Origin of the sequence: Verrucomicrobium sp. BvORR034, from assembly GCF_000739635.1 — a bacterium.
GTDB lineage: Bacteria > Verrucomicrobiota > Verrucomicrobiia > Verrucomicrobiales > Verrucomicrobiaceae > Verrucomicrobium.
In genome coordinates this window covers 23,166-37,934 of record NZ_BATQ01000104.1, presented here as the reverse complement: position 1 = coordinate 37,934, position 14,769 = coordinate 23,166, and the positions used below count along the sequence as shown (strand labels likewise).

Annotated in this window: 14 protein-coding genes; 9 read left to right on the top strand and 5 right to left on the bottom strand. The window is 58.4% G+C overall.

The window, feature by feature from the left end:
- The first annotated feature begins 151 nt into the window (after window positions 1-151).
- Complete coding sequence (locus BV034_RS17220) at window positions 152-1,066, top strand: hypothetical protein (RefSeq protein WP_050028231.1); 915 nt, start codon at window positions 152-154, stop codon at window positions 1,064-1,066.
- A gap of 32 nt (window positions 1,067-1,098) precedes the next feature.
- Here the strand turns inward: BV034_RS17220 and BV034_RS17215 are convergent, their stop codons facing one another.
- Window positions 1,099-1,302: a hypothetical protein gene (locus BV034_RS17215; protein WP_050028230.1), complete on the bottom strand. Its 204-nt coding sequence runs from the start codon at window positions 1,300-1,302 to the stop codon at window positions 1,099-1,101.
- 106 nt (window positions 1,303-1,408) lie between these two features.
- Window positions 1,409-1,591 (bottom strand): hypothetical protein, encoded by a 183-nt coding sequence (locus tag BV034_RS17210; RefSeq protein ID WP_050028229.1) that lies wholly within the window; start codon window positions 1,589-1,591, stop codon window positions 1,409-1,411.
- Between the two features lie 298 nt (window positions 1,592-1,889).
- On the opposite strand from BV034_RS17210, the gene BV034_RS17205 reads away from it, so the two are divergent.
- Window positions 1,890-2,375 (top strand): hypothetical protein, encoded by a 486-nt coding sequence (locus BV034_RS17205; protein ID WP_265593113.1) that lies wholly within the window; start codon window positions 1,890-1,892, stop codon window positions 2,373-2,375.
- A gap of 1,085 nt (window positions 2,376-3,460) precedes the next feature.
- Here BV034_RS17205 and BV034_RS17195 read toward each other — a convergent pair.
- Complete coding sequence (locus BV034_RS17195) at window positions 3,461-3,964, bottom strand: hypothetical protein (RefSeq protein WP_050028226.1); 504 nt, start codon at window positions 3,962-3,964, stop codon at window positions 3,461-3,463.
- A 782-nt stretch (window positions 3,965-4,746) separates the two neighbouring features.
- Between BV034_RS17195 and BV034_RS17185 the strand changes: the two genes are divergently transcribed.
- A complete protein-coding gene (locus BV034_RS17185; protein ID WP_050028224.1) occupies window positions 4,747-5,118 on the top strand; it encodes a hypothetical protein in 372 nt (123 codons plus the stop codon).
- Window positions 5,119-5,426: 308 nt separating this feature from the next.
- Window positions 5,427-5,627 carry a hypothetical protein gene (locus BV034_RS17180; RefSeq protein WP_050028223.1) on the top strand — a complete coding sequence of 67 codons (201 nt, stop codon included), beginning with the start codon at window positions 5,427-5,429 and terminating at the stop codon, window positions 5,625-5,627.
- 67 nt (window positions 5,628-5,694) lie between these two features.
- Here BV034_RS17180 and BV034_RS17175 read toward each other — a convergent pair whose 3' ends face one another.
- Complete coding sequence (locus BV034_RS17175; RefSeq protein ID WP_050028222.1) at window positions 5,695-6,390, bottom strand: DUF3592 domain-containing protein; 696 nt, start codon at window positions 6,388-6,390, stop codon at window positions 5,695-5,697.
- A 1,050-nt stretch (window positions 6,391-7,440) separates the two neighbouring features.
- Between BV034_RS17175 and BV034_RS17165 the strand changes: the two genes are divergently transcribed.
- From BV034_RS17165 to BV034_RS17145, 5 genes are all read left to right on the top strand, one after another.
- Window positions 7,441-8,304, top strand: coding sequence for a GNAT family N-acetyltransferase (locus BV034_RS17165; RefSeq protein WP_050028220.1), 864 nt, complete (start codon window positions 7,441-7,443; stop codon window positions 8,302-8,304).
- Between the two features lie 126 nt (window positions 8,305-8,430).
- The gene (locus BV034_RS17160; protein WP_050028219.1) at window positions 8,431-8,673 is read left to right on the top strand and encodes a hypothetical protein; all 243 of its coding nucleotides are present in this window, start codon (window positions 8,431-8,433) and stop codon (window positions 8,671-8,673) included.
- A gap of 232 nt (window positions 8,674-8,905) precedes the next feature.
- Entirely contained in the window at window positions 8,906-9,121 is a 216-nt protein-coding gene (locus BV034_RS17155; RefSeq protein WP_265593112.1) for a hypothetical protein, read from the top strand.
- Window positions 9,122-9,602: 481 nt separating this feature from the next.
- Window positions 9,603-11,129, top strand: coding sequence for an ATPase domain-containing protein (locus tag BV034_RS17150; RefSeq protein WP_050028266.1), 1,527 nt, complete (start codon window positions 9,603-9,605; stop codon window positions 11,127-11,129).
- Window positions 11,122-13,509, top strand: coding sequence for an ATP-binding protein (locus tag BV034_RS17145; protein WP_081887886.1), 2,388 nt, complete (start codon window positions 11,122-11,124; stop codon window positions 13,507-13,509). The genes BV034_RS17150 and BV034_RS17145 overlap by 8 nt, the downstream gene beginning before the upstream one ends.
- A 199-nt stretch (window positions 13,510-13,708) precedes the next feature.
- Here the strand turns inward: BV034_RS17145 and BV034_RS17140 are convergent, their stop codons facing one another.
- A complete protein-coding gene (locus BV034_RS17140) occupies window positions 13,709-14,731 on the bottom strand; it encodes a TIM barrel protein (RefSeq protein WP_050028216.1) in 1,023 nt (340 codons plus the stop codon).
- Window positions 14,732-14,769: the final 38 nt, after the last annotated feature.

Here is a 14,769-nt window from a genome sequence, read left to right as displayed (position 1 = left end):
GGCTACATTGGGGTCCGGCGCAAAAGTTCTTGTGCTGGGAAAGGCTCGGAGCTTAGGGGTGATTTTTACGTTAAGATGGTCAGAAGGAAAGGCTCGATTGCCGGAGGCTTTTGCAGATTCAGCGGTATCGTAACATTTTAGGCTAGAGATTATGATTCGAAATGTTCCTCTCGATACAGACTTTAAGGCGCACGGTGTCGACTACATGAACCTTGGATGGGGTGCGATACTGAGCGTGCTCACCGATTTTGAACACGCTAACGAATGGGCCTCGGGATTGGAGCCAGAAATGGCAGAAGAATTCTGGGATGCAGCGGAGCGCGAGTTGGCCACCGCTTTGACACTCGTGATGCAAGGAGCGGAGTTTTTGTTAAAGGCTAAGATCTGCTCGGTAAGCCCTTGGTTATTGGTTGCTAGTTCACCATCGGATTGGCCTCGCCGTTGCGACAAAGAGGATACGGACTATTCAGAATTTCGGACAATCGACGCCCATGATTTGATCAAGGTACATGACACGTTTTTGAGTTCGAGACTGCCAGAGGAGTTCGTGGAGGTATTTAGTAATCTTCGGCGAGAGCGGAACTCTATCATGCACAGTGTCTGTTCGGACCTTGAAGTTAATGCAAAATCACTGATCGAGAGAATTCTAGTGCTCTCAGAGCATCTAGTCGGACCTCAAGCCTGGGCTGCCGCACGACGAGAATATATCTATCGAGATAAGATTTCTGCGATCGACCTTGAGCATGTCGATTTTCGTGTTGCTGAGGAATTCGTGCTCTTGATCGAGCTACTTGGGGCTGCTTCGCTCAAACGATTTTTCGGGTACAATAAGAAGCAGAGAGTTTACGGATGTCCCACGTGTAGCAGGGCTTACGCGGAATTTGGCCTCGAATGTAAAACGGCTCAGCTGCGTCCAAACACGGCGGGCAGTACAACTCTGTTCTGCTTCATCTGCGGAAACGAAGTGACGGTTGAGCGCCGTGATTGCAATCAAGGGGAATGTAAAGGCAACGTGTATGATCCGGATGATAATCAATGCCTCACCTGTATGCAGCATCAGGACTAGGAACTAGATGCGATCAAAAGCCGTTCACAGCGTTAGAACGGCGGCTCGATAGGGTCGCTGTCGCGTCGTTGTTGCCAGTCAAGACACGAACGAATAGCGTCGCTGTCCGTCTCGCAATACTCGTTGATTGGATCCCGTAGGCCGTCTTCGTCCAGGCTGAACGCCTCCCACATCTGGCGGTGTCGGTTGTACTGGTAGAACGTGGCCGGGGTCACGTCATAGATGCGCGTTGCCATAGTGATACAAAAGTTTGAACCAGGCAGGCCAAAAGCGGCATGCCGGCAGTCATTAAAATACAGGTCGTTCGTGCAGGAGAAAGGGGCCTTGCGCCCCCCCTCCCCGCTACCGCCACCGGGCGGCACTGTGAATAGCGGAAATGTGCCCTCTGGCAACGGCCTTGGAGAGTTCCACGCCCTCCGCAGCGGGGCCACCACGTGCGATGTGGGTGTCCAGATCTGCAATCAAAGACTCCAGGGCTGCAATCTGGCTTTTCTCTTCCTTCGTGAGTTTGATATCGTTTTGCATATACATGCAAAAAAATCGACGAAGTCGATTACCCCAACCGCCCGGAAGCGAAGCCCCGAACCCGTCAACCTGACAAAATCACCGAAGCGAAGCGAGGGCAGAAAATCCGGGGTAGATGGGGGATTTTCTGATTTTGTCAGGTTGCCGAGTGCAACGAGGGGAACGGGTGAAGGCGTAGCGTTATCGAGTCGAACGAGATAGTAGATAGTCTAGGGCCGGGTGCGGGGTCAGCGTCAGCGTCAGGGCAATTTCAGGCTATTTGTTGCACTCGAAGGGCCTCGGGCCTATTCTGGAAATTATGCTAAAGCCCATCATTTCCAAAGAAACGCAGGATTTAGCGGCAATCGCTCACTACGCCGAACGGTCTTACAGGCTCAAAATGAGGGTGTTAACGGTGATTGGTGTACTCGTCGGCCTTTGGGTGCTTGGTGTCGCGACCCTTTTCATCCTAGGGCTTGGCCTGTTTGGTCTGGGCGCTGCTGCAACAGGCGCGGCGATTTCGGGCATCGCTGAAGCTGCGGAAAAGGCCAACAAAGAATCTACTTTCGTTCCTCCTCCCCCGCCCCAATTCAACTTCCCACCCTCAAATCGGAGGGCGGAATTGACGATCACGGACCCACAAAAAGCAAAAACTGGCTCCTCGGTTCAGCCAGTCCAAACGAGGCGGTCGGGGCCACCTGACATGGCCAGATATTTGACTCCCATCGTGGATCCCGCAAAGCCCGTGACAGAAGAAGAAAAGGCAAAAGCGAGACTCGAACTTCAGCGGAGCATTGGGAAATAACTCGCTGCGTCGGGTTGAAGTTTTTGGAGGCCGTCGCACATTGGGTTGCGGGGGCAACGGGAGGCATGGCGGCGGATGACGAGGAAAGAGGAAGTGTTGATTTTGGCTCGGCAGTTGAGCCATCACGCAGAGGAGTTATTTCAAGAAACCAATTGGAAATGGGAACTCCAGCACCTTCGGGAGTGTGCGATGTTGTTGCGCTTACTTAATGAGGCGCTTCCCCTGGTGGAAAATCGAATCCGACTGGACTGCCATAAACAGACAGGTTTGAGAACATCCGAAGACATCTGGAAGAATCTGAAAAACCCATAGGAAATAACATAATTAAGGGCTGCATGAACAAAAATACACCAGTGGAATGCGCCAAACTGTACTTCTGGCGCAGATGGTGCTTTGTTGTCTAATCCCCTCTTATTGAGGTTATTACGGGTATTGGTTTTGCTACGCAACACACGATGTACGTAATATAAAATAGACTGTGGTTCTGGTGTGAATCCTGAGGCGCTGTCAGCAGCAGTCGGATTTGGCAGATCCGTACACCCCAGTGAACAGAATCCGCCACATCGTTGCACCCTCGTTGGTCCAACGAGCCTTTGGCTTCCTGCTGTGTGGCGTCGGCTCAAGTCCAGCCCACGACCGCTGGAACCCATATTGTCCTGAATGTGTACTCGCAAAGCGAATTGAAGCTTGCTGCCCTGCGTCCTGGTCTGTTCCGAGCAGAGACCAGATCAGAGCGAGCCTGCCAAGCTCCCCGCGTGCCATTGGTCACAGCAAGGGAGAGGCATGCGAGGAAACTAGCCGGACAGCCCCCCCTCTCCTCTTTGATGCCAGCGCGTGGCGGATTCCGCGCGTCAGGCACACGCCATGTCGCGGAACTGCCCCGTCGAGAGGTGCGGCGTCATATTTCCGAATTTGGCCGTGGCGTACGTTCGATGGATGATCGTGCAGCGGCTTGCTGGATCGCACCCGCTGACTTTCAGGTTGCGGGGCATCGTCAATTCTCCCTGACATGTAAACCCGCCCCGATGGCAGCGAGACAAATCTGGGACTGACGGGGCTCTAAGCGAGCTGTGCTTCTCAATTAGCTATTTGCTGTCTTCAAGGCGGATCTCAAGCTGTCCGAGGATAGTCTTGCCATCCCTAGCGAGATCGATCCGGTTGAAAAGCAGCGGTAGGTCACCGTTTGTGGTGACCACCGTCTTCGCTGTGTTCTCTGGGACCGTGTAGCTGACGGAGACCACTGATTCTGAATTGGCTCCTTTCACAAGCACTCGAATCTGTAGTCCCAAGCCAAGCTCCGGACTACGCGGAGCGACGCCCATGCCCGGGCCTTGGCACCGAATAATGACAAGCTCTTCAGCTCCCGTGATAAGGATGTCATTGTCCGGCAGGTCATTCTTTTTTATCCTCAGAAGCGGCCGCTTCATGCCGGGGACCTTAATGTGTTCAGTGGTGATGGTGCAGTCAAAAACGTTGCCTAGAGTTTCAAGGATCTTACCTCTCAGTTGATTGCCTTCCTCGTTCGCTTCCGAGTGCAGAGGAACGAGGAAAAGCCCTGCAAGGAGAGCGGCGAAGAGGGAGCATTTCATGGCGGCCTTTCCGACGTGAGAGCACAGGGAATCTGTCGAATTACGGACAAACTATACTGATGCTTGAGGTGGCTATGCAACATCTCTCTCTAGATTGGCTGACGTGAAGTTCACCCGGGGTGCTACTCTCACACCAAAGGATGCCTGCTCGTTCGGTTGGTCCTGCGGGCCAAGGATTGCGCCAGCCTCATTTGCCCGGCGACATCGCCCACATCTGGCGCCCCCTTACAAACAGAGCGCCCCCCTGTAGCATAAAGAGGAGTCTCACCAGGACCCAGAACAGGTTTACTGGCAGGTACAGTCCGGAAGTATCGCGAACCAGGAAGAACAGAGCCAGGCTGGAACTGACGAACAAGACAACCCCGAGAATCTGCAGTGTAATTCCCCAAGCCTTCATCGAGGCCTAATTTGGCATCTTTTCCCAAGCTGGCATCTTTTTTTGGTGGACAGATATCGTGATGAAGTGCCGGCTGATCAAGGTGGTGTAGGAACCTCCAAGTGCCAAGCTTGCAATGCAGGTCTGGAACCCCCGCCTCCTTGATGATGCGGCACGGGGCGCTTGAACGTTGCTACGACCCTGACCTGACCCCTTCACAGAGTCGGTGAAGTTGACTTCGGTACCGATATGGAGTGATTGCATCGCCCCTGGTCGCCGGCTGGGGCATTCCCATCATCGATCCTGAAAACCAGCCCGATGAAGCCGCGGGCATGCGGCGGTTTCGCAACCATGCAGTCAGAGCTGCACCTTGCATCCTGGCACAGCATGCTGTCTAGGGTTCCCCATGTCCTTGTACGAGTACCGCATCGTCTTCAAGAATGGCATGGAGCGCCGCTTCCAGGCGGAGAAGCACCAAGACGATGGCCGGACATTGATCCTGCAGGCCTCCGTGCGGCACGAGATTTCGTTTCCACTTGATGAGGTGAAGGAATACTCGCAGAAGCTTCACGCTGAGCCCTACGAACTCTATCTGGAAGACAATAGCTACCTGGAGGTTCTGGCCGATGACTCCGTGCGGACCGATGATTTTGTCGTCCTCTACCTCAACGGACAAGAGGTGTTCCGTATGGAAGAATCCAAAGTCGGTTGCATGGGTCCCTTGGTCTATATGAGGTCCCACGCGAACAAGTTGCCTCGAGTCCGAGAACTGACTTGAGCCGCACTCAGTAAGAACGCAAGAGGGATGCTGGGCCCGTTGTGACCGTATTGCGACGGTGCCGCCCAGGCAACCTCGCCCCCCCCATCGACACCGCTAGCTAAGACCCCGGGGGTGTCGGTACGAAGGGTTCGGTTCCCTCCTGCCCCAGATGGCAATGGCAAGCGCGGGCCAATCCATACTCCTTTTGGAGAGTCTTAAGTACAATATTGGGTCGATATATGCATCCCTGCGCATTATTTATAGACGCAGCCGCACGTGCGCTCCGGGTATTGCGCGATCCGGTTCGCAGCCATCGACCCCCAAGCATGAAATTCTACCTGATTGTCACCCACTCGAAAGGCGCGGAAATCGTCGAAGGAATTGGGTGTGAATCCACGGTCAGAACGCTTCGTATTCAGGTGCGTGGCGAGAAGAAGCTGGAATACGGTCGCGAAGATGTTTTCACCTGGCAGGAGTGTGCCAGCCGGTTCGAGGCAGAAGAAGTGAAGCGCGTGATGGGCTTCTGAAACTCGGTCGCACCGGGTAGATGCAGCTCGCTTTAGCCTCACCGTCTACGCGGCTCGGGTACCCCTTTCAGGCCAGCCGTTGGGGAACCTTCCTGTAGTGACGGAACCAGCCGTACCCGACTGCGGCCGCGCTTGCCAGAGCCCATGCGGTGAAGAGAAGCGGAAGATCCTGAGGCTCCACCGTCGGTGGGCGGAGGATGATGGTGCCAAAGCCCACGAGCAGCATGCCCTTGCCCACGCCATACCCCAGCAGCCGGCGCGTCAAAGTCATCCTCATCGACCGCGATGCCCCGATGATTCCCAATCTGGAATCTGGACTGCAGGCGCTGCCCACGATCAATCCCCAAACGACCATGGAGAAGCCGATGCTCCACTTGGGCCAGCCGTATTCCAGCAGGGCGAACTCCGGATGGTTGGGGTCATAGTAGATGGGGATGGTGTCCCGGGGGCGGAGCGCACCTCCAAGCTCCCCCGCCCCAGCTTCAAAGCCGTGATTGCTGATCCAGCCGGCGTGAACACGATCCGATTCATACTCGCGATCTCCCACCACATAGCGGTACCGGATGTCCGACCGGGAATTGCCGCGGTGGGTCACCTTCTCCGACGAGACCACCTTCCCGTGGGTCAGGCCATCGCGGGTGCGGTAGAGATGCCAGCTGGAGACGACGAACTCCAGGGGCATCATGAAGAGCAGCATGAAAAACAGGATGCCAAACAATGGGCCGAAGATGAGCAGGCCAGTCCACGAGAGAAGTTTCCTCACCCTACGACTTTCGATTGAAGCACCGGAACGTCAAACAGCGGTGGTCCGGAGCCTCTCCATTTCCCCGCGGGCTTCGTGCGCACGACGGGCGTTGCGCTCCTCCGCATGACCCCATGGATGGCGCTGTACGTGAACGTTTTTCACGGATCCCCACAATTGAGGGGGGTGCTCCCAGGAGCTTTTTTCGTAGCATGCAAAAAGGAAACGGTAACGTCGCTCATTCCGCGTAGCGGCGTTACTGTTTCCAGGACTGCTAGCGGTCCGTGCGCCTTGGGAGGGTTGGAGTCTCTCCCAAGGCGTTGCAAGTTTGCGCCAACCGAACGCGAATGGGGGTGCGGGAAATTGGTGATCCTCAGGGTCCGGTTTTATGGGATGTGAGGCACCTCTTCGCGGGATGAAGATGGCCGGTTCCCGTCTTTCACAGGCAAACCCCGAGGGCTCTTCATCGTGGCTCAAGGTGTGTCACTGACCCCAAAGGCGATCGGGCTCGAAGGGGGGGACCAGATTCTCGAGAACATGCCCTGCCATGCCGGCCTTTGAACCGGGATTGTTTTTCGATCAGCCCCACTTTGCGATTGTCTTTGGTTCAGAAAATGATACAACCTTAGGTGGATATCAGGTCAACGGCTGAACGGGCAAATGGGTCTGTTGGCATTCACGGAAGGACACGATGAACGGGGGTGCGGCATCATCAGCGGCGGAGCGGGTGTACGTGGTGGTCACAACTACCCGTGGGCCGGAGATCGTCGAGGCCTGCGCTCTGGTTGAAAACGGCCCGTCGTTTGTCTTTCAACGGCAGGGAGAAGTCTGGCGAGAATACAGCCGGCGCGAAATCTTACTGTGGGAAGAATGCGCGGCCATGCCGGACGCCGTGCAAATGGTGGCGGAGTTGAGAGGAGTCTCCCTCAGTTCCGAAGCTTGTGAAGTGTAGTGTGCCGTTGCCAGGCAGGGGTCCACCAACGCAACCCCGAAATTATTCCCGCTCGCGGTGCTGGCAGAGCTGGGATAGATTGCCGGGCAACCGCCCGCGAACGTCCAACTGTCGTTCCCATGTCGCACTTCAAGTCCGTCGCCATCGTGACCATGAGTCCGTCTCAGGTGCCGTACGCGATCCAACTGGCCGCCGCAGAGGGCTGGAATCCGGGCCTGCAGGATGCGGCCTCCTTCTATGCCGCCGATCCCGAAGGCTTTCTGATGGCAGAGCTGGAAGGTGAGCCGGTGGGGTGCATTTCCGCGGTTTCCTATCCGGGCAATTTTGGCTTCATTGGCCTCTACATTGTGGAGCCGGAGTTCCGCGGTGGCGGCATCGGTCAGGCTCTATGGCGACGGGCGATGCAGCGATTGAAGGGAACCAACATCGGGCTGGATGGGGTGGTGGCGATGCAAGAAGCGTACGCCAGATCGGGATTCAAGCTGGCCTATCGGAACGTCCGCTACGCCTCCTCCAGCCTCCCCTCGCCCGGCCCCCTTCCGGACGGCATCCGATTAGTGCCTGCTACGGAGGTGCCCATCGAAGACGTGATGGCCTACGATCGTCGGTTCTTCCCGGCAGAACGAGAGGGCTTTCTTCGCGCGTGGATCGGGCAGCCAGATGGCGTGGCGCTAACGGCGCTGGGCTCCGACGGCATACGCGGCATGGGGGTGATTCGGCGATGCCTCCAGGGGCACAAGGTGGGCCCCGTCTTCGCTGACAACGTGGAGATCGCCAAACTGCTCCTGCTGACTCTGGCCAGCCAGAGGAATTCAACCGGGCCCGTCATTCTGGATGTACCCGAGGTGAACCCGGCCGCTGTCGCCTTGGCCGAGGAAGCAGGCATGCAGGTGATCTTCGAAACCGCCCGCATGTACACTGGGGATCCTCCTTTGGTGGACCTCGGAAGCACATTTGGCGTCACCACCTTCGAACTCGGTTGACGAACTTGTAGAAGCACTTAAGAAGTACGCTTCGTTGAGTGGGTATCACTAAGCCCCAACTTTATTGATTCCTAAGGTGTTCCGTCATAGCTTGTCCACTATCCTCTATAAGCAATAATTACCAGCATGGCGCGCTTTGTGGTGGTAACATTCGACGGTGGATATCACGAATTCACGGCTGAGACCGTGGATCCCTACGGGCCGGAGCTCTTGTTCAAGGAGAACGACGAGCTTCTGAAGAGCTTTTCCAAGACGGAAGTGCTGTGCTGGGACACGGATCTGACCAAACCCCCGCTGGGTGGGATGGGACCCACCTGGAGCAAGCTTCGTCCCCTGCCCGGCTACGCGGAACCGAAGAATCCGGAGTGAGCCACCCCCGCTGCGCGGGAGACAAAAGACGGCCAGACGCCAGACAGCAGACCTGAGATCAAGGGCCAACGCAGCACCGTAGCGCAGATTGGCAATCTGCTGTCCGCCGATTGTTAATCGGCACCGACTCCGCCCATGTGAGTCTGGTGGAAGCTTGCTAATTATGATGTTTCGCCAGCATTTAATTTGCGCATGCAACCAATTATAGTCTATGGTGCAGTCTCCACTTGCCATGAAGGTCATACTGGTTGTCACCAATTCGAAGGGTCCTGTGATATTCAAGGGGCGCAAGGGTACGAACACCCGGGGCGAACTAACCTTCTACTCTGCGGATGGGCGGACCAGCTTTGAGACCGCCGATGTCTTGCTCTGGCAGGAGTGTGCCACGGAAGCTGTGGCTGAAAGCGTCGTGGAAGCCTTGGGATTAGGGGACGCGGTTCCCGGGTAGCCCCTCAGTGTGGCTGGGTTCGTGAGAACCCGGTCAGGGCGCTTAGGCCGATGGCGCGCTGTTCGAACCACAGGGTCGCGCCACCTTCCGCACTTTTACAAGTGCAGCTACGAGCTGCTCGTTTGCACGCCGGAGTGCTCTCCTTGGATCTCAGCCACTTATAACGGGGTTTCCGCTCCTTTTGAGTCGATGGCAATACGGCCACAGCGTGGAAAGCCGCGAATCAGGAATGTAGCGCCTCCCAAGGTATGACTCCCTTCCTCATGCGCCGGCTCCTCCTGACACGAGACACGACCTCTCAAACCGCTCACTCAATCACTGCCTCAGCAGGCAGCGTCAGCATTGATGGCTCATTGGGCGGTTGTGCCTCATGTCTACCCATGGCGCCACATCTTCCTCCGCTCGGATCCGGTGGGATGACCGCATGGAGCTGCAGGATGCTGCTCCGGGAACTGGCCCGCTTTTTCAACCTCCCACTCCCATGACCGCTTCGAAGAATCATGATCAGGATACTCATTCCCCCAACCGCTGTGAATTGGGGGTAGAAGGACTCGACGTGGTCCTTTGCGGCGGCCTGCCCCATCACCGACTCTACCTGGTAAAAGGCGACCCCGGCGTGGGCAAGACTACCCTCGCCCTCCAGTTCCTCATGAAGGGGGCCAGCCAGGGGGAGAAGGTGCTGTACATCAGCCTTTCCGAGACCAAAAACGAGATCCTGGCCGTGGCAGAGTCCCACGGGTGGGACCTGTCTCCTGTGAATCTCTATGAGCTGTCCTCCATCGAGGAGAAGATCCGGGGCGACAGTGAGAGCACCTTCTTTCATCCCTCCGAGGTGGAGCTCAACCGGACCATTGGTGCTCTGATCGAGGAGGTGGAGCGCATCGGCCCCTCCCGGGTGGTGTTTGACTCCCTTTCGGAAATGCGCATGCTGGCAGAGACACCGCTCCGATACCGCCGACAGATCCTGCAGCTGAAAAGCTATTTCGCAGGCCGCCAATGCACGGTGCTGCTGCTGGATGATCGCACCTCAGGCACGCAGGATCTCCAGGTGGAGAGTGTCGCCCATGGGGTGATCAGCATCGAGGCTTCATCCCCCAGTTATGGGGTCACGCGGCGACAGCTCAATGTCCTCAAAATCCGTGGATCCAAGTACCTCGAAGGCAGTCATGATCTGGTACTGCGTCGCGGTGGAATGACCGTCTTTCCGCGCTTGATCGCCGACGGCTCGCACCGTGATTTTGAGCGGGTGAATTTTCCCAGTGGCATCACCGAACTGGATACGCTGTTGGGCGGTGGCCTGGGGCGTGGCACCAGCACCATGATCATGGGTCCCCCGGGCACGGGGAAGTCCACGGTTGCCATCAAGTTTGCGCTGGCCTCGGCCGAACGTGGAGAGAAGGCCATGCTCTTCATCTTTGATGAGACGATTGGCACCCTGCTCAACCGGGCCTCCCAACTGGGCATGAACCTGAGGCCACATCTTGAGAGGGGCACCATCGAAATCGTGTCGGTGGACCCGGCGGAGATTTCCCCTGGGGAGATGGGCCATCGCATCCGCGAGGCGGTGACGCGGGGCGGAGTGCGGTTGATCGTCATTGACAGCATCAACGGCTACATCAATGCCATGCCTGCAGAGCGGCATCTCAACCTGCAACTGCATGAATTGCTCGCCTTTCTGAACCAGCTTGGCGTCGTGACCATCATGGTGCTGGCCCAGCAGGGGCTGATCGGTTCTATGAAATCCGCCGTGGATCTCACCTATCTGGCGGATACTGTGCTCCTCCTCCGCTTCTTTGAGGCCTACGGCCGTGTGAAGCAGGCGGTGTCCGTCATCAAGAAGCGGAGCGGCACGCACGAGCGGACCATCCGCGAGATGCGCATCACCTCAGACGGGATCACCGTGGGACAGCCCCTGCACAACATGCAGGGTGTCCTCACGGGCGTGCCAGAGTTTGTGAAGGGGGCAGAGATCGAGGAAACCGACAACCCCCTTCGCGAACATGAGTGACACCACCCACGGACCCGCGCCCTTCGCCAGTGGCGGCCCAGACCCACCTCCCATGCTGCCGCCGGCCGCGCCAGCGCTGTCTGCCGCCATGACGGCCGGCCGCATCCTGCTGCTGGCCCCCACCAGCAATGATGCCCGCCTCACCGCAGGTTTCCTTTCTGCCGCCGGGCTGGATGCCTTCATCTGCCACAACATCGAAGGGTTGTCGGAGGCCATGCGGGTGGGCTGTGCCGCCGTGCTTGTGGCTGAAGAAGCCCTCCACACGGAGAGCGTGAGTCTTCTGGTGCAGGAGCTTCATGCTCAGCCCTCCTGGTCAGACCTGCCCATCCTCATCCTGACCGGGAATGGCGAGGCCACCCGGTATCGTCAGCGCTACCTGGATCTGCTGGGCCCCGTGGGCAACGTTTCCATCATGGAGCGTCCCGTGCGGCCCACCACCCTGGTGAACAGCTGCAAAGTGGCCCTGCGTTCCCGCCTGCGCCAGTACCAGGTGCGCGACCTGCTGGAGGAACGCCAGGCGGTGGTGGCCAGCATCAGCGATGCGTTCGTCACCTTTGACACCAGCTGGCGCTGCACCTTCCTCAATGAAAAGGTGGAGGTGCTCGCCGGACGGAAGAAGGAGGAACTGATCGGCCGCTGCATCTGGGACGTATTTCCTGAAGCCCGGGAACTGCCCATCTACCAGGCGGTGCAGTTTGCCATGCTCCAGCAGCAGAACATGGACTTCGAGCAGCACCACGCCACGCTCAACCGGTGGCTGGAAGTGCGAATTTACCCCTCCACCCGGGGCATCTCCGTCTTCATCTCCGATATTACAGACCGCCGCCACGCGCAGGATGAGCTGCGGGAAAGCAAGGCCCGTCTGGAGTTTGCCCTCAACGCCGCGCAGATGGGTGACTGGGATTTCAACCTGGCCGACAACACGTCGCACCGTTCTCTGCGCCACGATCAGGCCTTCGGCTACACAGAGCCAGTCAAGGAGTGGGGGCTGGAAACCTTCATCGAGCACGTACACCCCGGCGATCGCGAGGCAGTATCGAGGAAATTTTTCGCCGCCATCATGAGCAATGAGTCGTGGCGATTCGAGTGCCGTGTGGTGTGGCCTGACGGCTGCGTCCACTGGATCGCGATGCATGGGGGCCTCTATCACGATGCCAGCGGACGGTTCCCGCGGATGATCGGCACGGTCATGGATATCACCGCGAGAAAGGATGCGGAGGTGGCCCTGCTGCAGCAGACCGAGGCGCTGCGCGAAGCGGACCGGAAGAAAGACGAGTTCCTGGCGATGCTCTCCCACGAACTGCGCAATCCCCTGGCGGCTGTCTCCCACGCGGCCACGCTGGTCAAAGGTGCCTGTGAACCGGAAGACCTCCACTGGGCCGCCGGTGTGATCGACCGGCAGACGCGGCAGCTTGCCCATCTCATCGATGATCTTCTGGACGTTTCGCGAATCACCACCGGCAAGATCCACTTGAGGAAGGAGGTCATCGACGTCGCCGTCATCTTGGACCGGGCCTGCGAATCCGCCGGACCCCTGGTGAGAGATCGTGGGCACCACCTCGCCCGACACTACTCCCCGGGCGAGCTCTGGCTGGAGGCAGATGCCACCCGCATCGAACAAGTGGTCCTCAACCTCCTGACGAATGCAGCCAAGTACACGCCCAATGGCGGCCAGATTGAGCTCACGGCTGAGAAGCAGGGAAGAGAGGTGGTGATCCAAGTTCGGGACAACGGCACCGGGATCGTGCCTGAGCGGATGCCAGAGATGTTCCAGCTCTTTACTCAGGGTGAACGCTCGATTGCCCGCAGTGAAGGCGGCCTCGGCATCGGTCTTACAATTGTGCAGAAGATCGCCGAGATGCATGGTGGCCGTGTGGAGGCTGAGAGCCCCGGGCCACAGCAGGGCAGCACTTTCACCGTTCATCTGCCGATGGCGGATACGCCAGCCCCGGCGACGATGAAGCAGCCAGCTCCTGCATCTGCTGAGCCTCCGGCACAACGCATCCTCGTGGTCGATGACAACGTCCACTCGGCACAGGGGCTCGCCCGATTGCTTGAACGGGCCGGTCACCAGACCACAGTGGCCCACGATGGCACACGAGCGCTGTCGATTGCCGAAAAATGGGCGCCTCACGCGGTGGTGCTCGATATCGGTCTTCCCGGAATGGACGGCTACGAGGTAGCCCGACGGATGCGTGACCTCGAAGGCTGTCGCAATGCCTTGATCATCGCAGTGACTGGCTACGGTCAGGAGGAGGACCGGCAGCGTTCACATGACGCCGGCTTTGACCACCATCTGGTGAAGCCCGTCGGCATTGCGGAACTGCGGGCTCTTCTTGGTCAGGCGACGAGGCAACCGAACGGGAAGCATGCGATGTGAAGGGTGAAGGATCTCGATAAGGCAACCGAAGCGGTCGCCCTACACCCCAGGTGGGACGCGGGCGCGGAGGCCGGAAGAGCGTCTTTTCATGCGGGATCGTGCTCCCCACCCATGAGCTTCCCCGACACAAAAAACCCCGCCAGACCATCGGCCTGACGGGGTTTGCATTATTTCACAAGTGTGTCCCCGTTGCCGGGAATCAGCTCCAGCCGTGGGCCTCGCGCACCTTGATCATGGCAGCCAGGATCTTGTTCCAGGTGTCCGGGGTTTCCAGGACGGCGTTCGGGAACATGCAGCCATCCCAGCAGATGTGCTGGATACCGCGGGAGGCCGCGTCCTTCAGCCAGTAGCCGGCGGCCTGGGTGATGTCGAGCTTGCCGTTCGGATCATCTGCCTGGCAGTGGCGTCCGGTCTTGTCATGGGAGCCGGTGCCGTGCACGGTACCGTCGTTCTGGGCCACGTGGAAGTCGATCGTCCATGGGCGCAGGGCGTCGGTCATCTTCGTGTAGGCGGCTTCGAACTCTGCCTGGCTGTAGCCTTCCTTGAGGAGGGCGTGCTCAGGGGCGTTGTACCCGAGGAGGTAGAGATACGTGTGGGCCAAGTCAGCCTGGAAGCCAACGGTGCCGGGCATGCCGGTCTGCTCCAGCAGGTCCAGCATGTCCTTCCAGGAGTGCATGCCTGCCCAGCAGATCTCGCCCTCGGCAGCGAGGCGCTCGCCATTGGCGGCGGCCACCACCCCGGCTTCGCGGAAGGTTTCGGCAATCTTCTTTGTGCTGGCGACCGGATCGGCCACCCAGGCGCCTGGGCTGCCGGCGGAGTCGATGCGGATCACCCCGTACTCGCGGACGCCGTGCTCATTGAGGATCTTGGCGATGCGACAGGCCTTCTTGACCGCGAGCACGAACTTGGCGCGCTGGTCGGGGGTGCCCATGGCAGAATCCCCCACGGTGCCTGGCCAGATCGGAGCTACCAGAGAGCCCACCTTGAGATTCTTGCTGGCGATGAGGTCCGCCATGCGTTTGATGTCATCCACACTGCCATCGGGGTCCGTGTGGGGATGGAAGAGGAAGAGGTCCACGCCCTCGAACTTCTGCCCGTTCACTTCCGCATTGGCGGTGAGTTCGAGCATGCGCTCCAGGCTGATGGGCGGGTGGTCCGTGCCGGGCTCCTTGCCGACAAGGCCGGGCCACATCGCGTTGTGCAGTTTGGGTAGAGTAGCCATGATTCGGTAACGGGACTGTGCGATTCGAATGATGTTTT